General features: G+C 67.8%; 17 protein-coding genes. 14 read left to right on the top strand and 3 right to left on the bottom strand.

Features of this window, described 5'->3' with window-relative positions; genetic code table 11:
• Positions 1 to 41: 41 nt before the first annotated feature.
• The 3 genes from FBZ90_RS23670 (at position 42) to FBZ90_RS23660 (ending at position 3,806) form a co-directional block, all read left to right on the top strand.
• Positions 42 to 3,122 carry a DUF748 domain-containing protein gene (locus FBZ90_RS23670; protein ID WP_186456012.1) on the top strand — a complete coding sequence of 1,027 codons (3,081 nt, stop codon included), beginning with the start codon at positions 42 to 44 and terminating at the stop codon, positions 3,120 to 3,122.
• 100 nt (positions 3,123 to 3,222) lie between these two features.
• Entirely contained in the window at positions 3,223 to 3,468 is a 246-nt protein-coding gene (locus tag FBZ90_RS23665; RefSeq protein WP_145735453.1) for a type II toxin-antitoxin system Phd/YefM family antitoxin, read from the top strand.
• A complete protein-coding gene (locus tag FBZ90_RS23660) occupies positions 3,468 to 3,806 on the top strand; it encodes a hypothetical protein (protein WP_145735452.1) in 339 nt (112 codons plus the stop codon). Before FBZ90_RS23665 ends, FBZ90_RS23660 begins: the two co-directional genes overlap by 1 nt.
• Here FBZ90_RS23660 and FBZ90_RS23655 read toward each other — a convergent pair.
• Complete coding sequence (locus tag FBZ90_RS23655; RefSeq protein ID WP_145735450.1) at positions 3,772 to 5,184, bottom strand: sensor histidine kinase; 1,413 nt, start codon at positions 5,182 to 5,184, stop codon at positions 3,772 to 3,774. The two genes, FBZ90_RS23660 and FBZ90_RS23655, sit on opposite strands and share 35 nt — an antisense overlap.
• The gene (locus FBZ90_RS23650) at positions 5,171 to 5,896 is read right to left on the bottom strand and encodes a response regulator transcription factor (RefSeq protein WP_211102278.1); all 726 of its coding nucleotides are present in this window, start codon (positions 5,894 to 5,896) and stop codon (positions 5,171 to 5,173) included. The genes FBZ90_RS23655 and FBZ90_RS23650 overlap by 14 nt, the downstream gene beginning before the upstream one ends.
• A 557-nt stretch (positions 5,897 to 6,453) precedes the next feature.
• On the opposite strand from FBZ90_RS23650, the gene FBZ90_RS23645 reads away from it, so the two are divergent.
• From FBZ90_RS23645 to FBZ90_RS23595, 11 genes are all read left to right on the top strand, one after another.
• Complete coding sequence (locus FBZ90_RS23645) at positions 6,454 to 6,852, top strand: hypothetical protein (RefSeq protein WP_145735449.1); 399 nt, start codon at positions 6,454 to 6,456, stop codon at positions 6,850 to 6,852.
• Positions 6,853 to 6,856: 4 nt separating this feature from the next.
• Complete coding sequence (locus tag FBZ90_RS23640; RefSeq protein ID WP_145735448.1) at positions 6,857 to 7,105, top strand: hypothetical protein; 249 nt, start codon at positions 6,857 to 6,859, stop codon at positions 7,103 to 7,105.
• 362 nt (positions 7,106 to 7,467) lie between these two features.
• A complete protein-coding gene (locus tag FBZ90_RS23635) occupies positions 7,468 to 9,150 on the top strand; it encodes a hypothetical protein (protein WP_145735447.1) in 1,683 nt (560 codons plus the stop codon).
• Positions 9,151 to 9,258: 108 nt separating this feature from the next.
• Positions 9,259 to 9,717: a hypothetical protein gene (locus FBZ90_RS23630; RefSeq protein ID WP_145735446.1), complete on the top strand. Its 459-nt coding sequence runs from the start codon at positions 9,259 to 9,261 to the stop codon at positions 9,715 to 9,717.
• 133 nt (positions 9,718 to 9,850) lie between these two features.
• Complete coding sequence (locus tag FBZ90_RS23625; RefSeq protein ID WP_145735445.1) at positions 9,851 to 10,354, top strand: RNA polymerase sigma factor; 504 nt, start codon at positions 9,851 to 9,853, stop codon at positions 10,352 to 10,354.
• Positions 10,351 to 11,331, top strand: a complete 981-nt coding sequence (locus FBZ90_RS23620; RefSeq protein ID WP_186456011.1) for a FecR family protein — start codon at positions 10,351 to 10,353, stop codon at positions 11,329 to 11,331. Before FBZ90_RS23625 ends, FBZ90_RS23620 begins: the two co-directional genes overlap by 4 nt.
• Positions 11,332 to 11,438: 107 nt before the next feature.
• Positions 11,439 to 13,889, top strand: a complete 2,451-nt coding sequence (locus FBZ90_RS23615; protein ID WP_246130783.1) for a TonB-dependent receptor — start codon at positions 11,439 to 11,441, stop codon at positions 13,887 to 13,889.
• A 1-nt stretch (position 13,890) separates the two neighbouring features.
• Positions 13,891 to 15,135, top strand: coding sequence for a ComEC/Rec2 family competence protein (locus FBZ90_RS23610; RefSeq protein WP_145735443.1), 1,245 nt, complete (start codon positions 13,891 to 13,893; stop codon positions 15,133 to 15,135).
• Between the two features lie 111 nt (positions 15,136 to 15,246).
• Positions 15,247 to 16,377, top strand: coding sequence for an aromatic ring-hydroxylating dioxygenase subunit alpha (locus FBZ90_RS23605; RefSeq protein ID WP_145735442.1), 1,131 nt, complete (start codon positions 15,247 to 15,249; stop codon positions 16,375 to 16,377).
• A complete protein-coding gene (locus FBZ90_RS23600) occupies positions 16,374 to 17,147 on the top strand; it encodes a GntR family transcriptional regulator (RefSeq protein WP_246130781.1) in 774 nt (257 codons plus the stop codon). Before FBZ90_RS23605 ends, FBZ90_RS23600 begins: the two co-directional genes overlap by 4 nt.
• A 180-nt stretch (positions 17,148 to 17,327) precedes the next feature.
• Positions 17,328 to 18,305, top strand: coding sequence for a PDR/VanB family oxidoreductase (locus tag FBZ90_RS23595; RefSeq protein ID WP_145735441.1), 978 nt, complete (start codon positions 17,328 to 17,330; stop codon positions 18,303 to 18,305).
• An 11-nt stretch (positions 18,306 to 18,316) separates the two neighbouring features.
• Here FBZ90_RS23595 and FBZ90_RS23590 read toward each other — a convergent pair whose 3' ends face one another.
• Positions 18,317 to 19,150 carry a metallophosphoesterase family protein gene (locus tag FBZ90_RS23590; protein WP_246130779.1) on the bottom strand — a complete coding sequence of 278 codons (834 nt, stop codon included), beginning with the start codon at positions 19,148 to 19,150 and terminating at the stop codon, positions 18,317 to 18,319.
• Between the last annotated feature and the right edge of the window lie 102 nt (positions 19,151 to 19,252).

The raw sequence follows: 19,252 nt of genomic DNA, 5'->3' as shown, positions 1-19,252 counted from the left end.
TTGCCACTATAAGATGGTGTCCATAATACAGGATGCCATCCATGCCGACCCCACCGCCCACCACGCCGTCGCCCGTGCCCCAGGAAGGATGGTGGCATCGCCTGGGTGCCGCCCTGCGGCGGCGTCGCCTGGCGGAACCCCGCCTGTGGTGGGATTTCCGGCGCAAGCGCTTCTGGGCCCTGGCCATACTGCTGACCTACACGGGGGCTGGCTTCCTGGCGACGCCGCTGCTGATCCGCCGCCAGGTGCTGGATCTGGCGCAGGCCACCTTTCAGCGGCCGGCCACCCTGGAGGGGGTGAGCGTCAACCCCTACGCCCTCAGCGTGGAGCTGCGCGGTTTCCGCCTGACGGAGGCTGACGGTGGACCGCTGCTGGGCTTCGACCGGTTGTATGTCCGCCTGGCGCCGGGGGGCCTACTGCGCTGGGCCTGGGGCATCGCCGATATCCAGGTGCAGGGGCTCCGGGCCGCCGTGGTGCGCTATGGCGAAACCGACACCAATATCGGGCGCCTGATCCAGGCCGCCGCCGGGGATGATGATCCAGCCAAGGATCCGGCCCAGGGTCCGGCCAAGGCGGATGGTCAGTCCGGGGGGCTGCCCCGGCTGCTGATCCGTCATGTGACCATCGTGGACGCGGCGGCGGACGTTACCGACCAGGTACCCGGCACGCCGTTCAAGACCAAGGTCGGCCCCGTCAGCATGGAATTCAATGACCTCAGCACCCTGCCGGAACGCCAGGGGCGCCAGCATGTGCAGGTCGGCCTGGAAGGCGGCGCCACGCTGGAATGGACGGGCACGTCCAGCCTGAACCCCATCGTCTCCGCCGGCCATGTGGCGGCGCGGGGACCCTATATCCCCTTGCTGGCCCGGTATTTCGGCGATGCGCTGCCCGTCACTGTCCCCACGGGAACCATCGCTGCCGACCTGGACTATCAGCTCCGCCGGGGAAAAGGCGCCGGTTACGCCCTCGCCATCGATCATCTCAGCCTGGCGGTGCGCGGCCTGACGGTTCATGAGACGGGGGTACGGACACCCTTCCTGACCTTGCCGGAGTTGCACCTCGCGGGCGGCCATTTGGCTTGGCCGGCAAAGACCGTCGGTGCCGACATGCTGACCGTGGACGGGTTGAGCCTGGCCGTGCGGCGGGGCGAAGATGGCCGCCTTGGTCCCATGCCCTGGTCCCCGGGTAACGCCGGGCCTGACCCTGACACCCAACAGGCCGGCCCGGCGGCGGGGACGGCGCCCTGGTCCGCCGTCCTGGGCAAGCTGCTGCTGCGCAAGGCCAAGATCCAGGTGGAGGACCGCGCCACTCATGAGCCGGCGCGGCTGGAATTGACACCCATCGACCTGACCGTTGAGGGCGTGTCCAGCCAGGCGGGCGCGTCCTTCCCCTTCACCCTGGCGGCGGCGCTGTCCGCCGGCGGGCAGATCAACGCGGCGGGCAAGGTGACGGCCCTGCCGACCCTGGGGCTGGAGGCCAAGCTGGCGGCGTCCGACCTGCCGGTCGCGGCCGCCCAGCCCTATGTGCACGATTGGGCACGGGTTGATATCCGCGATGGCCGGCTGGCGGCGGACGGCGATCTCACCTACAGCGCGGCGGACGGTCTCGCCTTGGTGGGCAAGGGCGAGGTGCGGGCGCTGGCGGTGGCGGAGCAGGGGGGCGACACGCCGCTCGTCTCCTGGGACAGCCTGGGCGTGGATCACTATGAATACCGCCAGTCGGCCAATGACCTGCGCATTTCCCAGATCACCGTCGCGGCGCCGTACGTGCGTTTTCAGGTGGCCGCCAACCAGACCACCAATTTCAACCATCTGATGGTGGCGCGGGCCGCGCCCGCCCCGTCGGCATCCACCCCGGCCTCCGCTTCAGCGTCCCCCCCGGTGGTCAGCGTGGGCCGCGTGGTGGTCACGGGCGGCAAGGCCGATTACGGCGATGCCTCCCTGCCATTGCCGTTCTCGGCCCACATCACCAACCTGCAGGGGGAGGTGGCGGCCCTGACCACCGCCGCCACCTCGTCCTCGCGCTTGGCGCTGCGGGGCCAGGTGGGCGACTTCGGCCAGGTGACCGTGCAAGGCCGCCTCGTGCCGTTCGACCCCGGCCGCAACACCCACGTCAACCTGCTGTTCCGCAACGTCGAATTTCCCGAGCTGTCGCCCTACACGGTCAAGTTCGCCGGCCGCCGCATCGCGCAGGGGCGGCTGGATGTCGACCTGCATTACGAGGTGGATGGTGGCCGCCTGAACGGCACCAACCGCGTGGTCATTCGCGATATCAAGCTGGGCGACCGGGTGGATGTCCCCGGCGCCCTGGACTTGCCCCTGGATCTCGCCATCGCCCTGCTGAAGGATGACGAGGGCAAGATCAACGTCGATCTGCCGGTCAGCGGTAACATCAACGACCCGCGCTTCGACATCGGCAGCGTCATCCGCGCCGCGGCCGCCGACCTGCTGACCAACCTGGTCACCGCCCCCTTCCGCGCGCTGGCCGCCCTGTTCGACGGGGCGGACGCGGACAAGCTGGACCATATCGACTTCACCCCCGGTCGCGCCGACCTCGCCCCGCCGGAACAGGAGAAGATCGTGCATCTGGCCCAGGCGCTGGGCGCCCGGCCGCACCTGGCCCTGGGGGTCCCGGGGGTGGTCGCCCCTGACGCGGACAGGGGACGACTGCAACGCGACGCGCTGGATGCCCGCATGGCCCAAGCCCTGGGGGACCATTACACTCTGGAGGGGCAACGCCAGTTTCTGGAGGCGCTGTTCAGCGAGCGTCTGGGGGCGGACCAACTGCCGGCCCTGCGGCAGTCCTTCACCCGCGCGCCGGAGGTGCCGCCCGCGTCGACCGCCAAGACGCCACCAGCCTCCGCCCCGGGCTTGGCCCCGGTTCTGGACGAACCGGGCTATATCGCGGCCTTGCGCCGCCGCGTCGCCAAGACCGAACCGGTGGATGACCAGGCCTTGGCCGCCCTGGCGCAGGCCCGCGCCGCGGCGGTGGTGACCGCCCTGAGACAACGTCTGCCCACCTTGGATGACAAGCGTATCGCCGTGCGGCCCGCCGTCACCGCCCAGGTGGGAGAGGACCGCCTGATCCCCCTGAAGCTGGATGCCGCCAGCGTTGGGGAGTAGGGGCGTCTGGGGTGGATCAAGGGCTGTGGATTGACCGTCATCCCCAGGCGCCATGACATCGACCAAATAAATCGACCAACTTGAGCAAATGAGGGTGTCTATGAAGGAGATTCCATCATCTGACGCCAAGACCCATCTGCCCCAGTTGCTGGATGAGGTGGAGCGGGGGGAGACCATTGTCATCACCCGCCATGGCCGTCCCGTTGCCTGTATCATTCCGGAACCTCAAGGCCGTGAGGCGGAAACACGGTGGGCACAGGCCCTGATCCGTGAGTTTCGCCAATCCATGCCCAAGCTGACGGTGGAGGAGATACTGACCGCTCGGCACGAGGGCCATAAGTACTGATGCCCTTCGTCGTGGATGTCTCGGTCGCCGCCTGTTGGCTGATGCCCGATGAGGACAGCAACGCCGCGACCGTCGCCTGGCTCATGATCCTCATCCCGTTCCTATTGGGTCTCGTGCTTTACGGCCGCTATGGTCGCCACGCGCTTTGGGGAATAGCGGCCATCGCCCTGTTGGTGCCTGGGGGGATCGTGCTGCTTTTCGGTGGCGGCCGATCCATCGAGTTCGTGACGGAGGGGATGCTGCCCTTGGCCCTGGTTTTCGGCGTACCGTCCACTCTATTGGCCGTGGCCATCGCCGCCTTGTTCAGACGGCTGTGGCGCCGGCCACCGGCGCCCTGACCGCCGTCGTGCCCTCCGCCACCAGTTCCATCACGCAGCCGGGGTTGTTGTCCCCCACGCGGGGCGCCAGGCCGTGCAGGCGGGCGATGGCGGCCACCAGGCTCAGGCCCAGGCCGGTACCCTCCAGGTGGCGGGTGCGGTCGGAGCGGTAGAAGCGGGAAAAGACCAGGTCGCGTTCGTGCGCCGCGATGCCGGGCCCGCTGTCGGCGACGCGAATGACGGTGGCGCCATCGCCCTCGCGCGGGCCCAGCGACAGCGTGACCCGTCCACCGGGCGGTGTGAACTTCAGGGCGTTGTCCACCAGGTTCCCCACCGCCTCCATCAGCAGGTCGCGGTCGGCGAACATAGGCGTCACCGGCGTGATGTCGACGGTGAAGGCGATGTCCTTGGTTTCGGCGATGGGCTCGTACAGTTCCTCGATCAGCAGGATGATCTCGGTCGGGTCCAGCATGCTGAAGCCACGCTGGCGCTTGCTGTTCTCAAGCTCGCGGATGCGCAGCAGGGCGGTGATGACGGCCAGGGCCTGGTCCAGGCCGCCGATGGCCTTGCCCACCGTTTCCCTGGTTTCCTCCAGCCCCATGTCGCCCTTCATGGTGCGCTCCAGGCGGGCGCGCACCCGGGTCAGGGGGGTGCGCAGGTCGTGCGCGATCTCGTCGCCCGTGGCCTTGATCTCGCCCAGCAGGCGCTCGGTCTCATCCAGGATGCCGTTGAACAGCTGCGACAGCCGGTCCAACTCATCCCCCGGGCCGGCGCCAGCGACGGGCAGGCGTTCCTGCACCTGGCCGCTCATGATGCGCTCGGCGGCGCGGTGCACATCCTTCAGGCGCTGCTGCGTGCGCCAAGCCAGGAAGATGCCAGCCGCGAGGGCCAGGCCCATGGCCGGAATGGCGCCCATGGTCAGGGCGTGCACCACCACCTCGCGCAGGACGACCATGTATTGGCCGTTGCGGCCGATGATCAGGATGTTGCCATTGGGGATGCGCAGGGCGGCCAGTCGAACCTCGACGGCGCCCATGGCTGGAAGGTCGGTGCGCACGGCCTGCACCACATGCACCTTGCCATCGATGGGCATGTCCGCAGGCACCGCTTCCAGGTTGCCGTCAATGCGGCGGCCGTCCGGCGTGAACAGGGCGGCATAGCCAACGCGGTGGAAATCGCCGGTTACGTGCGTGTTGATCAGGGCCAGGATCGCGTCCTGATCCTCGCTGGCCAGGGTGCGCGCGTCCTCGGTGATCAGGGCGTCGATGCGGTTGGTTTCGAAGACCGTGGCCCGCCAATAGATAAAGGCGAACAACAGCAGCGACGATCCGGCGAAAAAGCAGGCGAACACCATGGCCAGCCGGAAGCTGGTGGTGCGCGCGATCTCACTGAGGTTCACGAAGGACGAACCCCACGTTGCGGATATTGTAGATCATAGGGAAATCGCCGGGCGCGTCCACCTTGCGCCGCAGCTTGCCGATATGGACGTCCACCAGGTTGGTCTGGGGTGAGAAGCGATAGTTCCACACGTCTTCCAGCAACATGGCCCGGGTGATGACCTGGGCGGGATGGCGCATCAGGTATTCCAGCAACTTGAACTCGCGGGGCAGCAGTTCCACGGGCCGGCCATCGCGGTTGGCCTCCCGGCTGATCAGATCCAGCTCCAGCGGTCCCACGCGCAGGCGGGTCGTGCGCGGCTCCGCCGGCCGGCGCAGCAAGGCTTCCACCCGGGCGGACAGTTCCGACAGCACGAAGGGCTTGGTCAGGTAATCGTCGCCGCCCGCCTTCAGGCCGCGCACACGCTCATCCACGTCGTTCAGCGCGCTGAGGAACAGCACAGGCACCCGCACCTCCTCCGCCCGCAGCAGGCCGATGATGGACAGTCCGTCCACCTCCGGCAGCATGCGGTCCAGGATCAGCAGATCGTAACGGCCCTCGCGGGCGCGCTCCAGGCCAACGCGGCCATTATCGGCGTGGCTGATCATATAGCCGCGGTCGGCCATGTCGCGGATGATCTCGTCAGCGGTTTCTCGATCATCCTCAATCAACAGGATGTGAGCTTTGGAGGTCACCGGGGTCCATCCCTGATCGTCGAACGTTTCACTGTCCATCCGTTGGGTCCGTCGTCATCCATGGCACGGGGTGGCCCGAACCGTGATCCGGGCGACACCGTGACCATCCGCCAAGGCACTGCCTATGGCAACCGCCAAACAAGGGCGGGCCGCGGCACTACCGCTGGGGCGGAGATGGATGGCGAAGGTCCACGATGGGGACGCTGCCGGCCCCACCGTCGCCTATTGAACCGGGGTGGCCAATTAAAATGGGCGCGCCGTTTTTAAAAAAAATTATAATTTGGCCTTCCCATACCCCGTGATACGCACATCCCATGTATGGTTTTCCTCTACGACCAGAGGTCGTAAAATATCATGCTATATAGACGGCATATCATTAAGACAAGTCGGAATTGGATATTAAGAACGTGACTCATCATCATTAGTTTGCTGAATATAAGGTTAATGTGGTTTGTGTAGTTTAAGGGAAAATCGCGCACGTCTCAAAATCGAACCTAAAATTCGTTTTAATAAATAAACTAAGCTTTAGTTGTGGCGAGACTCGGCACCGGTAACATTGGGTCCATCAGTCATTCACTTGACGGTTGGAGTGGAAGATGCAGCGTATACTTAAGAATAAGAGGGTTCAGCAGGCCGGTCTGGCCTTGCTGGTATGGGCTGGTGTTGCGGCCTGCGCCCAGGCCGGCACCATTCCGGCGGCCCAGGCGGACACGGTCAAGCGCGTCTGCCGCGATACCATGGGCCTGACGGCGCCCAATACCGACTACGTGGCCTGCGTGGACAGCCTTACCGGTTCCTTGGCCGAGGCCGCCGCGAACCGGTCCGAGGCCGCCGCCAGTGTGGCCGGCCAATCGGCCTGCAGCCAAAAGGGGCTGACGCCGGATACGCCGGAATTCGCCATGTGCGTGCTGAACTACCGCGACAAGGTGCTGGGCGCCCGCCCCACGCATGTCGCTGCCAACCAGAACCCGATCGACATCACCGGTGGGAACTAAACCCATGACCCGCACCACGACCCGTATCGCCATCAGCCCCCGTCTGGCCGCCATCCTCGCCGCCGCGACCTTGGTTGCCGGCATCGGCGGCAGCCTGGCCGCCTGCGCCGGTCCGTCTTTCGCCACCCAGCGCCTGGCGCAGGAGAACCGGGCCTGCGCTGAAGTCGGCTTCACCCCCGGCACGGGGGAGCACGCCCGCTGCGTCGACAATCTCGATGCCGCCATGACCCAGACCATGCTGCCCATCAACTAAGGCAGCCCGCCTTCGACAGCCCCTGTCCCGCCTGTCTTGGGGCTGTCGAACGGCCCGGTTGGTGGCCCCGATCATACCACCGGGCCTCCTGGCCCGCCCCGTCGCCGGTCGTATCCCCCAGAAAAATCCGGCGGCGGGGCGTGGTCTTTACCAAGTAATATAGCAATATATCCTGCTATATCGGCGCATAGAATGCAGATAGGTGGCGCATATGCCTGCTAATTATTAAAAATGAATTTAGTTTCCTAAAAGATCCTTTAATTGGTCGCCACATTTGTTCAATAGACAACTGCTTTAAAGGGCCGACGTGCCCGTACGGGTGCGGAATAAGAAGCTAATTCACTTGATGGGAGTGGACAGCAATGTCTATTGAAGCGCGGCACGGAGAAACGTCTCCGCCGCAGAACCGATTTGAGCACCGATTTGGCCGCACCGTCCTGCGCGCCGCCCTGATGACCTCCGCCTGTGTCGCGCTCATGGGCGTGGCGACGGCGGCCCGCGCCGATGATACCGCCGGCACGACGAAGCACCGGAAGGCTTCCGGCGTCGCCACCGCCGCCACCCCGACGCAGGTTGTGGCGACCCAGGCGCAGATCGATGCCCTGAACAAGCAGATCCAGGCGCTGCAGTCCCAACTGCAGGCGCTCGCCACCCAGCAGGACACCAACGCCAAGGCCGTGGTGGACTCGCGCGCCGCCGCCGAAAAGGCCGCCGCCGCCGCGACCCAGGTCGCCCAGCAGCAGAAGGTGACCGATCCCAACGACAACAGCCTGCGCCTGGGCAAGGGCGTGAAGCTGACCTTCGGCGGCTTCATCGAAGCGGCCAGCGTCTATCGCTCGCGCAACATGACCGCGGATGTGGCCACCCCCTACGCCGCCATCCCCCTGAAGAACTCCTCCAACTATGACCGGGGTGAGTTCCGCGGCACGGCGCGTCAGAGCCGCGTGACCATGCTGGCCGAAAGCGACGTCGGCCCCGATACCCACCTGGGCGCCTACTTCGAGTCCGACTTCCTCGGCGTCGGCACCTCCTCCAACAGCGGGCAGAGCAACAGCTATGTCCCGCGCCTGCGCCAGGGCTACCTGACCGCCGACTGGAAGGATACCGGCTGGCACCTGCTGGCGGGCCAGTCCTTCAGCCTGGTCACCACCAACAAGTCCGGCATCGATCCCCGCACCGAAGCGCTGCCGATGGGCCCGGACGCCCAGTACGCCGCCGGCTTCGACTGGACCCGCAACTGGGGCCTGCGCGTGGTCAAGGACTGGAACCGCCACTATTGGCTGGGCGTGGCGTTGGAAAGCCCGCAGGCGTCCATCAGCGGTTCGACCGCCTTGGTGCCCAACAGCAACACCAACCCCGGCGGTTCGCTGCTGAACAGCACGGCCAACTACTCCACCGACATCGCCCCCGACCTGATCGTGAAGGCGGTGGCCGAGCCCGGCTGGGGCCATTACGAGGTGTTCGGCCTGGCGCGTGAGTTCCAGAGCCGTGCCGCCGGCCAGAACTACACCGAGACCGGCTTCGGTTTCGGTGCCGCCGCCATCCTGCCGGTCGTGCCCAAGTATGTGGACATCCAGCTGAGCACGATGGCTGGCCAGGGCATCGGCCGTTACGGCTCCTCCAGCCTGCCGGACGTGACGGTCAACCCCTACGGCCGCCTGTCGCCCATCACCGAGGTCACGGCCATGGCCGGCGTTATCGGCCATCCCACGTCGGATTGGGATCTGTACGCCTACTACGGCCTGGAACAGGACGACAGCAAGGCGTTCACGGTCGCCGGCAAGGCCTACGGCTATGGCAACGGCCTGGCCGTCAACACCGGTTGCTACACCGAGAACTCGCCCCTCGCCTGCGCGGGCAACACCCGTTCGGTGCGTGAGGCGACGGCCGGCTTCTGGTGGAAGTTCTACCACGGCAACATGGGCACCATGCAGTTCGGCATGCAGGGCGAATACATCCGCCGCGACCTTTTCCAGGGCGTGGGCGGCAGCCCCAGCACCGACGACACGGTCGTCTACACCGCGTTCCGTTACTACCCGTTCTAAGTCCATCGCCGGGCCCGGCTCCTTCGGGGGCCGGGCCTTTTTCCCAGGGTTCTTGCCATCATGAAAGCTTGATGGACGGACCCAGTCCCCGAAGAGGAGCACGACGTCATGCCGGACAAGACCACCGCCAAGCCCAAGGATCAGCGGGTCATGACCACCTTCCGCCTGGAGCCCGACCTGCTGCGGCAGATCAAGATCCGCGCGGCGCTGGACGGCACCAGCATCAACGCGCTGATGGAGCAGGGCATCCGCCACATCCTGCGCATCAACCGCGAGAATGACGAGTCCGTGCGCCGCTTCATCATCTTCGTGGCCGAACTGAGCCCGGCGGAAATGCAGCGCCTGGGGGCCGGCCTGGACGACATCGTGCTGGAGGCCGCCGCCGGCGACTTCTACCTGTGGGCCCATGGCCTGCGACGCGCCCATGATGACCGTACCATCTTCAACAGCCACAGCCTGGCGGACACCGGCCTGAGCGCCCGCCAGATCCGCCAGCATCTGCTGGATCATGCCGATGCCCTGGTGAACGCACCGCAGGACGTGCCGGTCAAGGCGGGCCGGGCCTGAGGCCGGCCGGGGGGCCCTTTCCTGCGGGGGCGGGAAGGGCCTTCTTACGCCGCACCCTTTTCCTGGATGCGCCGGCTGCGGTATGGTGCGCGCGTCACCCCCCGACGCCGCCGCCTGACGGAATCCCGCGCCCATGGACCAGCACCATAAGGACGCCCTGGCCAGCCACACCCTGTGGGCGCGCCTGCGCCGGCAACTGACCCGCCTGACGGGCGCGCAGGATGTCGAAGACCATCTGCACGCCGCCTTCATGAAGCTGGAGGCCTACCGCGCCCGGGAACCGGTGCACAATCCCGAGGCCTTCCTGGTGCGCGCCGCCGCCAACAGCGCCCTGGACGAACATCGCCGCGTCCGGCGCCAGGCCGCCGTCGGCCCCTTGGATCAGGGCATGGCCGACACCCTGCCCGACGAGGCCCCCTTGCAGGATGAGGTCTACGCCGCGCGCCAGCGCCTGGATCGGGTGAGGGAAGGCATCAGCCGGCTACCGCCGCGCACGCGTGAGATTTTCCTGATGCACCGGCTGGACGGGCTGAAATACCATGAGATCGCGGCCCGTCTCGGCATCAGCCAGAGCGCCGTGGAAAAGCACATCGCCAAGGCGGCCCTGGCCTTGGCCGAATGGGCAAAGGGTTGGTGAGACAGGTGGCCCGGGCACAATCCCATAGCGCGACCCCGCATGACGCCGCCGATGTCGAGGCCGCCGCCTGGATGGCGCGCCTGCACGCCCCCGACCGCACCGAGGACACCGTGGCGGCCTTCCGCGCCTGGTGTGCCGCCGATCCGGCGCATGCCGCCGCGTTCGAGCATATGACCCTGGTGTGGGACGTGGCGGGCGGCCTGCATGCGGAACGGGCCGCCCTGGCGTCCCCGCCTCTGCCCCCGCCCCCGGTCCGGCCTGTGGTCAGCCGCCGTCTGGTGCTGGCCGGCCTGGGCGGTGGCCTGGTTCTGGCGGCGGGCGGCATCGGTTTCTGGCGGCAGGCGGGGGCGGCGGTCTACAGCACCGCCGTGGGGGAACAGCGGCGCCTGACACTGGCCGACGGCACCCGGGTCATCCTGGACACCGACAGCGAAATCCGGGTGCGCCTGGACGACAAGACGCGCCGCGTGGCGCTGACGCGCGGCCGGGCTAGCTTCACCACCGCGGCCACCGACCCGCGCCCCTTCGAGGTCGAGGCCGGCGGCCGCCACGTCCAGGTTCAGCCGGGCGCCACCCAACTGGACATCCGACGCGATGCCGACGACGTCACCGTCACCCTGGTGAACGGCGGCGCCCGCGTGGATGATCTGCCGGGCGGGGTCGCGTCCGTCACCCTGGCCGGGGGGCAGCAGCTGGTGGCCGCGCCCACCGGTACGCAGGTGAAGCAACCCGACGTGGCCGACGCCACCGCTTGGCAGGGCGGACGGGCGGTGTTCCGGGACGACACCCTGGCGGCGGCGGTGGCGGAGATGAACCGCTACAGCGCCGTGAAGCTGGCGGTGGCGCCTGAGGTGGCGGGCCTGCGGGTCAGCGGCACCTATCGCGTCGGCGACAACGCCGCCTTCGCCCGCTCCGTCGGCACCCTGCTGACCCTGCGCGTGGTGGGGCAGGGGCAGCGGCTGACGCTCAGCCGATAGCGGGATGACAGTTTCGTGAAATTTCCCAAAGGGGGGTGAGGTAAACGCGGCCCCCGGCGTCGAGGGGAAGAGGCTGGAGACTCAGCCCTGACACTCGGGGGAAGATCATGGCGTTTCATCACGGGAAAACGGCGCTGGGGCGGTGGCGTCGGTCCTTGGTCGTGGGCACGGCGCTGGCCTGCGCTTGGGCGGCCTGGGCCGCCCAAGCGCAGGCCCAGGCCCAAGTGCCGGCCAGCTCAGCCCAGGGCCCGGCCCAGGTTCAGGCGCAGGTGCAGTTGCCGGCACAGCCGCTGGCGGCCTCGCTGGAGGCGCTGTCGCGCCAGACCGACACCAACATCCTGTTCGCGCCCGACATGGTGGCCGGCCGCACGGCGCCGGCGGTCGACGGTCATATGAGCGTGTGGGACGCCGTGGTCCGCCTGCTGGCCGGCAGCGGGCTTGAGGTGGTGCCGGACGCCGGTGGCGGCCTGGTGGTGCGCAAAGCCGTACCGCACGCGGCGGCGGGCGAGGGGGCCCCGTACGCCGCCGCCGACCTGACGGAAATCCTGGTCACGGCCCAGCGGCGCGAGGAAAAGCTGCAGGATGTGCCGGTGGCGGTGACGGCGCTGACGGCCAAGGCCCTGCGCGATCAGCGCATCACCAACCTGCAGGACGTGTCGCGGGTGACGCCGGGGCTGTTGGTGTCCTCCTTCAATTACAGCAGCCCCACCATCGCCATTCGCGGCGCCAGCAACACCTTCACCCAGATCGGCGTGAACCGGCCGGTGGCCGTGGTGCTGGACGATGTGTTCATCACCCGCAGTTCCGCCGCCATGTTCGATCTGTTCGACCTGGAGTCGGTGCAGGTGCTGCGCGGGCCGCAGGGCACCCTGTTCGGTCGCAACGTCACCGGCGGCGCCATCCTGCTGAACACACGCAAGCCGTCCTTCACCACGCCCGAGGGGGCCGTCTCCATTGGTTACGGCAACTACAACGCCGTCGACCTCAACGCCCTGGTCAGCGGGCCGGTCAGCGACGACGTCGCGGCGAAGCTGGTGGTCTCCCGCCGCAGCCATGATGGCTACGGCCGCGACCGCCTGACCGGCCGGGCGGAAGACGACCTGGACAACACCAATGTCCGTGGCCAGGTGCGGGCCCGCGCCGGCGGGGTGCAGACGCTGTTCACCCTGGATTACAGCGACGACCATAACGGTGGCCGCACCCTGTCGTCGCTGGGCGGCGGCAATGACGGCAACCCGCGCACCTCCGAACTGGGGTTTCCGCAGAACTTCACCCGTCACATGGCGGGTTTCGCCAACAACACCGAGATCGACGTGGGCCAGGGCACGGTCACGGCCATCACCGCCTACCGCCTGTCGCGCTCGGTGGAGCGGTATTCCTCCACCGGCACCAACTACGCCTTCCTCACCACCGGCGGCCAGCAGATGAACGATGACGCGGATGACGTGAAGGACTTCTCGGAGGAGATGCGCTACACAAGCCCGGAATGGGATCTCGGCTCCTTCGTCGCCGGCCTCTATTACCTGAACGAGGATGCCAGCCGGCAACTGGGTACCCGCACCTACGCGGCGCGCACCGGCGTGCTGACCACCAACCAGTTGGCCAGTCAGTCGGTGGACACGGACAGCATCTCCGGCTTTCTCGACGGCACCGTCAACCTGCCGGCGGATCTGAAGCTGACGCTGGGCGGCCGCTACACCCTGGACCAGAAGCAGGGCAATCTGGTCCGCACCAACTATCTGGCCCCGGCGGCGGGCTTCCGCACCGGGGATCTCAACAGCGCCTGGGCGCAGTTCACGCCGCGCGCCGTGCTGTCGTGGCGGCCCCTATCCGACACCATGCTATACGCCAGCATGGCCAAGGGCTTCACCTCCGGCGGCTACAACACCGAGGCCAGCAGCCTCGCCGCCATCGTCACCCCCTTCAATCCGGAAAAGGTCACGAACTATGAGGTGGGGGCCAAGACCGGCTGGTGGGACCAGCGCCTGACCGCCAATCTGGCGCTGTTCCACCTGGATTACCGGGACAAGCAGGAATTCGTGCAGAACACCGTCACCGGCATCGGCACCATCCTGAACGCCGCCAAGGCGACATCGGAAGGGGCGGAGTTGGAGTTGGGCCTGCATCCCGTCCAGGGGCTGGACCTGACCGCCGCCTATGCCTACCTCGACACGGCGTACGATGATTTCTTCATCGCCCGGGTGGTGAACAACACCGGCCACCCCCTGGGCTCCTCGCCCAAGCACAAGGTGGCGCTGACCGCCAACTATGAGACGCCGGTGGGCGCCCTGGGCTTTCTCAGCGGCAATGTCAGCTATTCCTGGCTGGATGACTACTACACCGGCGCCACCAAAAGCCCGCAGCTGTTCGTGCCGGCCTATGACCTGGTCAACGCCAGCCTGTCGTTCGAAACGCCGAACCGGCGCTATCGCCTGACGCTGTGGGGCAAGAACCTGTTCGACACCGCCTTCCTGCAAACCCCGTCCACCGCGGGTGTGCTGTCGGAATATCTAGGCCCGCCCCGCACTTTCGGCGCCACCCTGACGGTGGTGTTTTAAGATGCGGGGGCTTATCGCGCGCCGCCAGTTTTGTGGTGGTTTGGCCGGAGGCCTGCTGCTGGCGGCGACGGGGACGGCGCGGGCGGCGGACGGGGGGCTGCCGCCCTGGACGCCGGGCACGCTGGACATCCATCACATCGACACTGGCCGGGGCAACGCCACCTTCATCCTGGGTCCGGATGGCACCACGCTGCTGATCGACTGCGGCACCACCCGCGAAGCGCCGGGCCTGATCGCGCCCTGCCGGCCCGACGCCACCCGCCAACCGGGGGAATGGGTGGCGCGTTATGCCCTCCGCCAGGCGCGCGCCGCGGGGCGGGACAGTCTGGATTACATGGTGGCGACCCACATCCACCCCGACCATGTCGGGGATACGGCGCCGGATCTGCCCCGGGCGCCGGACGGCGATTATCAGGTGACGGGCCTAAGCCAGGTTGATCGTTACATGCCCGCCACCCTGGTCATCGATCGGGCCTATCCCGATTACGGCGCCTTGCCGCCGCTGAACGCCCCCTTCGCCGCCAATTACCGCGCCTGGTTGGATGCACGGGTGCGCGGCGGCCGGGGGGTGGCGGCGGCCCGGGTGGGTTCGGTGGAGCAGATCCGGCCGCGCACTCCGGGGGCGGGCTTCGCTATCCGCGTGCTGGCCGGCAACGGCCGCGTGTGGACGGGCCAGGGGCAGGACAGCAGGTCGCTTTTCCCCGACAGCGCCACCCTGGGGCCCGGCGAACGGCCGGTGGAAAACATGATGTCCCTGGCCCTGCGCTTGGACTATGGCCGCTTCGGCTATTTCACCGGCGGGGACCTGACGGCCTCCACCCACGATGGCCTCCTCCCCTGGATGGACGTTGAAACCCCCACGGTCACCGCCTGCGGCCGGGTGGAGGTGGCGGTGGCCGATCATCACGGCTATTTCGACGCCTGCGGGCCGGAGTTCGTGCGCCGGCTGGATCCCCAGGCCTTCGTCATCCCTTCCTGGCACGTCACCCACCCGGGCATGGCGCAGATGGAACGCCTGACCAACGCCTGGCCGGGGGCCAAGCCCCGGGATGTCTTCGCCACCGAACTGCTGCCGGCGGCGGCCCAGATCAATGAGCGTTTCCTGCCCGCCCTGCGCAGCCGCCAGGGGCATGTGGTGGTGCGCGTCGCCCCCGGTGGCGACAGCTACCGCATCTTCGTCCTGGATTCGACGCGGGAGGAGGGCGGGATCACCCTGGCCTGCGGGCCCTATGCGTGCCGGGGATAGTGTATGCAGGAATGGGTATAACGGGTGATATTCGAGCCATTGAAAGCGGAGTTGCATGCAACTCCGCTTTCAGGTACATATGCTCCATAACAAATGCGGAGGAGCGGTGCCATGGGTCGGGATGATCGCGCGCTGGCTGAGGGTCCGTCCTGGGTGACGGGGCGTTCTTTGGTTTCCGGGGCATCCGGCACGGACAGGCCTGCGAAGGCGTGGCCGGGCAATGCCTGGTATGCCGCCGCTTGGGACCATGAGGTGGGGCGGGCGCTGTTCCCGCGCACCATCTGCGGCACGCAACTGGTGTTCTACCGCCAACTGGACCGCACCCCCGTGGCTCTGGCCGATGCCTGCTGGCATCGCTTGGTGCCCCTATCCAAGGGCCGGCTGGTGGGGGATACCGTCCGTTGCGGCTATCACGGCCTGGAATACGCCGCCAACGGCCGCTGCACGCACATGCCCAGCCAGGAAACGCTAAACCCGGCGGCGTGCGTGCGGTCCTATCCGGTGGTGGAACGTCATCGCTTCATCTGGGTGTGGATGGGCGATCCGGCCCTGGCCGATCCCGCGCTGGTGCCCGACCTGCACTGGAACCATGACCCCGAGTGGGCGGGCGACGGCCGGCTGATCACGGTGAAGTGTGATTACCGCCTGGTCCTGGACAACCTCATGGACCTGACGCACGAGACCTTCGTGCATGGCTCCAGCATCGGCAACGACGCGGTGGCGGAGGCGCCGTTCCAGGTGACCCATACCGACAAGACGGCGACGGTCACCCGCTGGATGCACAATATCGACCCGCCGCCCTTCTGGGCTGGCCAACTGGGCAAGCCAGGCAAGGTCGATCGTTGGCAGATCATCAAGTTCGAGGCGCCCTGCACCATCGCCATCGATGTGGGCGTGGCCCCCGCCGGCACCGGCGCGCCGGAAGGCGACCGCAGCCAGGGCGTCAACGGCTATGTCCTGAACACCATCACGCCCGAGGCGGACGGCAGCTGCCATTACTTCTGGGCCTTCTGCCGTAACTACCGCCTGGGCGAACAGCGCCTGACCCATGAACTACGCGAGGGCGTGCACCGCATCTTCGGCGAGGATGAAGAGGTGCTGGAGGCGCAGCAGCGGGCGATCGAGAGCCATCCCGACCGCCGTTTCTACAATCTGAACATCGACGCCGGCGGCATGTGGGCCCGTCGCCTGATCGACCGCATGATCGCGGACGAGGCGCCCCGGGCCGTGGCGGCGGAATGACCGCCCGGACGGTGGCGGCCGAGGAGGATGGCCGGGGCATGCAGGTCGGGCGGGCCCAGCAGGGCCTGCGGGAGCTGATCCTGGCGGGGGACCTGCCGCCTGGCAAGCGGGTGTCGGAACCGGCCATGGTGGACAGGCTGGGCGTGTCGCGCACGCCGGTGCGCCTGGCCCTGGAACGGCTGGCGCGGGAAGGGCTGGTGACGCCCGGCGCCAGTGGTGGCTTCGTCGTGCGCGCCTTCACCGCCGCCGACCTGGCGGACGGCATCGAAGTGCGCGGCACCTTGGAGGGCTTGGCCGCCCGGCTGGCGGCGGAACGGCGGCCCACGGCGGCGGACCTTGCCCCCTTGCGCGCCTGCGTGGCCGATCTGGACCGGGTGGTGGCCCCGCCGACGCTCAGCGAGGCCGATTTCGACGCCTATGTCCGGCTGAACGCCTTTTTCCATGAGGAACTGGTGCGTCTGGCGGGCAGCGGTGTGGTAGCCCGCGCCATCGAACAGGCATCGGCCCAACCCTTCGCCGGCCCCTCCGCCTTCGTGCGCCTGCACGCCACGGAGCCGGCGGGACGCGACACCCTGGTGGTGGCCCAGGAACAGCATCGCCTGCTGCTGGACGCCATCACCCGGGGGCAGGGTGCCCGGGCGGAAGCACTGGCCGCCGAGCATGCCCGCGTGGCCCAGCGCCGCCTGGGGGCGGCCCTGGCCGATCGTGATCGGCTGGACGGTTTGCCGGGCGGTTCGTTGCTGCGCCTGGCCGCGGGTAAGCGCGCTTAATACCAAGTAGCGATGATCCTGACCTATGGCCAGGCTCATCGCCCTCAATCGCCGGCGCCGCCATCTGGCGGCTTGGCTTCCGCGCCTTATGGCGCGCGGCGGCAGTCGCCGCCGATACCAAGGAGCGATGAATGGAAATCATCGCTCCTTGGTATAAGACAATACGGGAGGAAATGAGCCATGGGGTTCAAGGTCGAGTGGGGACTGGCGCGGCTGGTGGCCATCCGCGACGTGGCGGACGGCATCCGCCAGTTCGATATCCAGCCTGATTTTTCCGTGCCGGCCTACGGCCCCGGGTCGCACATCCAGGTTCAGGTGCTGATCAACGGCCAGCCGGACGTGCGCCACTATTCCTTGGTGGGGGAACCGGACGACCGGCTGCTGCGCATCGCCGTGAAGCGTCTGCCCGACAGCCGGGGCGGGTCGGTCTATATGTGGGGCTTGGCGCCGGGCGCCCGGCTGACCATCAGCGCCCCCTTGAACCATTTTGACCTGTCGGCCGGCCGGCCGGATTACCTGCTGATCGCCGGCGGCATCGGCATCACCCCCTTGTACGCCATGGCGCGGGCGCTGGCCCGACGGGCCGCCCCGGTGCGTCTGCTCTACGGCGTCCGCCGGGCTGCCGACCTGGCTTTCGCGGAGGAGCTGCGGGCTCTATTGGGGGATCGGCTGCGGGTGTTCGTGGATGCCGAGGGGCAGACCATGGACTTCGCCGCCGAATTGGCGAGCGTGGCGCCGGGTGGTGAGGTTTACAGCTGCGGTCCCGCCCCCATGATGGCAGCGGCGCGCCAAGCGTGGCAGGCGCTGGGTCGCCCGGCGTCGGACTTCCGGCTGGAAACCTTCGGCGCTGGCGGCGGTACCGTGGCACAGCCCTTTGTCGCCCGGGTGCCCCGCCTGGATTTGGAGGTGACGGTGCGCCCGGACCAGACCCTGCTGTCCGCCTTGCAGGAGGCTGGCGCCGACCTGATGTACGACTGCCGGCGGGGGGAATGCGGCCTGTGCGCGCTGGATGTCCTGGACGTTTCCGGTGGCCGCCTGGACCATCGGGATGTCTTTCTCAGCGACCACCAGAAGGCGGAGGGGCACCAGATGTGCGTCTGCGTTTCCCGCGCCACCGGCGGTACGGTGACCTTGGACACGGGCCACCGGACCTCATAAGGGCGCCGGCGCTACAGCGCCGTCGACCGGTGCGCGTCCAGGATGCGGATGTCGGCACCGTGCAGAGCCACCGCCGACAGCCGGCCGCTGCGATAGGCGCCGGTGTCGACGGCGATGCGATAGGGCAGGATGTCCACCTCGGGCACGATGGTGTGGCCGTGGACGATGACCTTCTCATGCGGCCCTTCCGCCAGCATGAACGGCGCCCGGATCCACAGCATATCCTCCGGCGTCTGTTCGGCCAGGGGGCGGCCGGGGCGGATGCCGGCGTGGACGAAGGCGTAGTCGCCATACACGACCTGGTAGCTCAGGGAGTCCAGGAAACGGAGATGCGACGGGGGCAGTTGGGCCGCCAGCGCCTCGCTCAGGGCCACGGCCTGCAACACCGAGGGCCCTTCCATCACCGCGGGCAGGCCGTAGCTGCGCAGGGTGGCCGGGCCGCCGAAGTCCAGCCAGCGCAAGGCTGCCAGGGGATCGGCCAGGAAGTCCATCATCGATTGTTCGTGGTTGCCGCGCAGGCAGTGCACCGTGAAGCCCGGCACCCTGTCGGCCAAGGTGCGGCCCGTGACGTCGGTGCCGCCGCGCAGCAGATCGATCACCCCCCGGCTGTCCGGGCCCCGGTCGACGTAATCGCCCAGCATGACCAGGACGGCGATCAGGGGCCCGTGCCGCGCCACCAGCCGGGTGTGGTCCTGCGTGATGATGTCCAGCAATTGGCGCAGCAGCCCGAGTTCGCCATGAACGTCCCCGACGGCGTAGACGGCATGGCCATCCGGTACCCGGGGCGCCATCCGAGCGGGATGGGGCCGGGTCGGCATCAGGACCTCACGCAGTCGTTTCAGCATCGCGTAATGACATCCAAGGGGGATGCGGGTTCACCAATGCCAACGGTACGGGCAGGGGCGGCCCTTGTCACCATTCCTTGATTTCAGGGCGCGGTTGCAGAT

Origin of the sequence: Nitrospirillum pindoramense, from assembly GCF_007827955.1 — a bacterium.
Taxonomy (GTDB): domain Bacteria; phylum Pseudomonadota; class Alphaproteobacteria; order Azospirillales; family Azospirillaceae; genus Nitrospirillum; species Nitrospirillum amazonense_B.
This window is presented reverse-complemented; position numbering and strand designations above follow the sequence as displayed.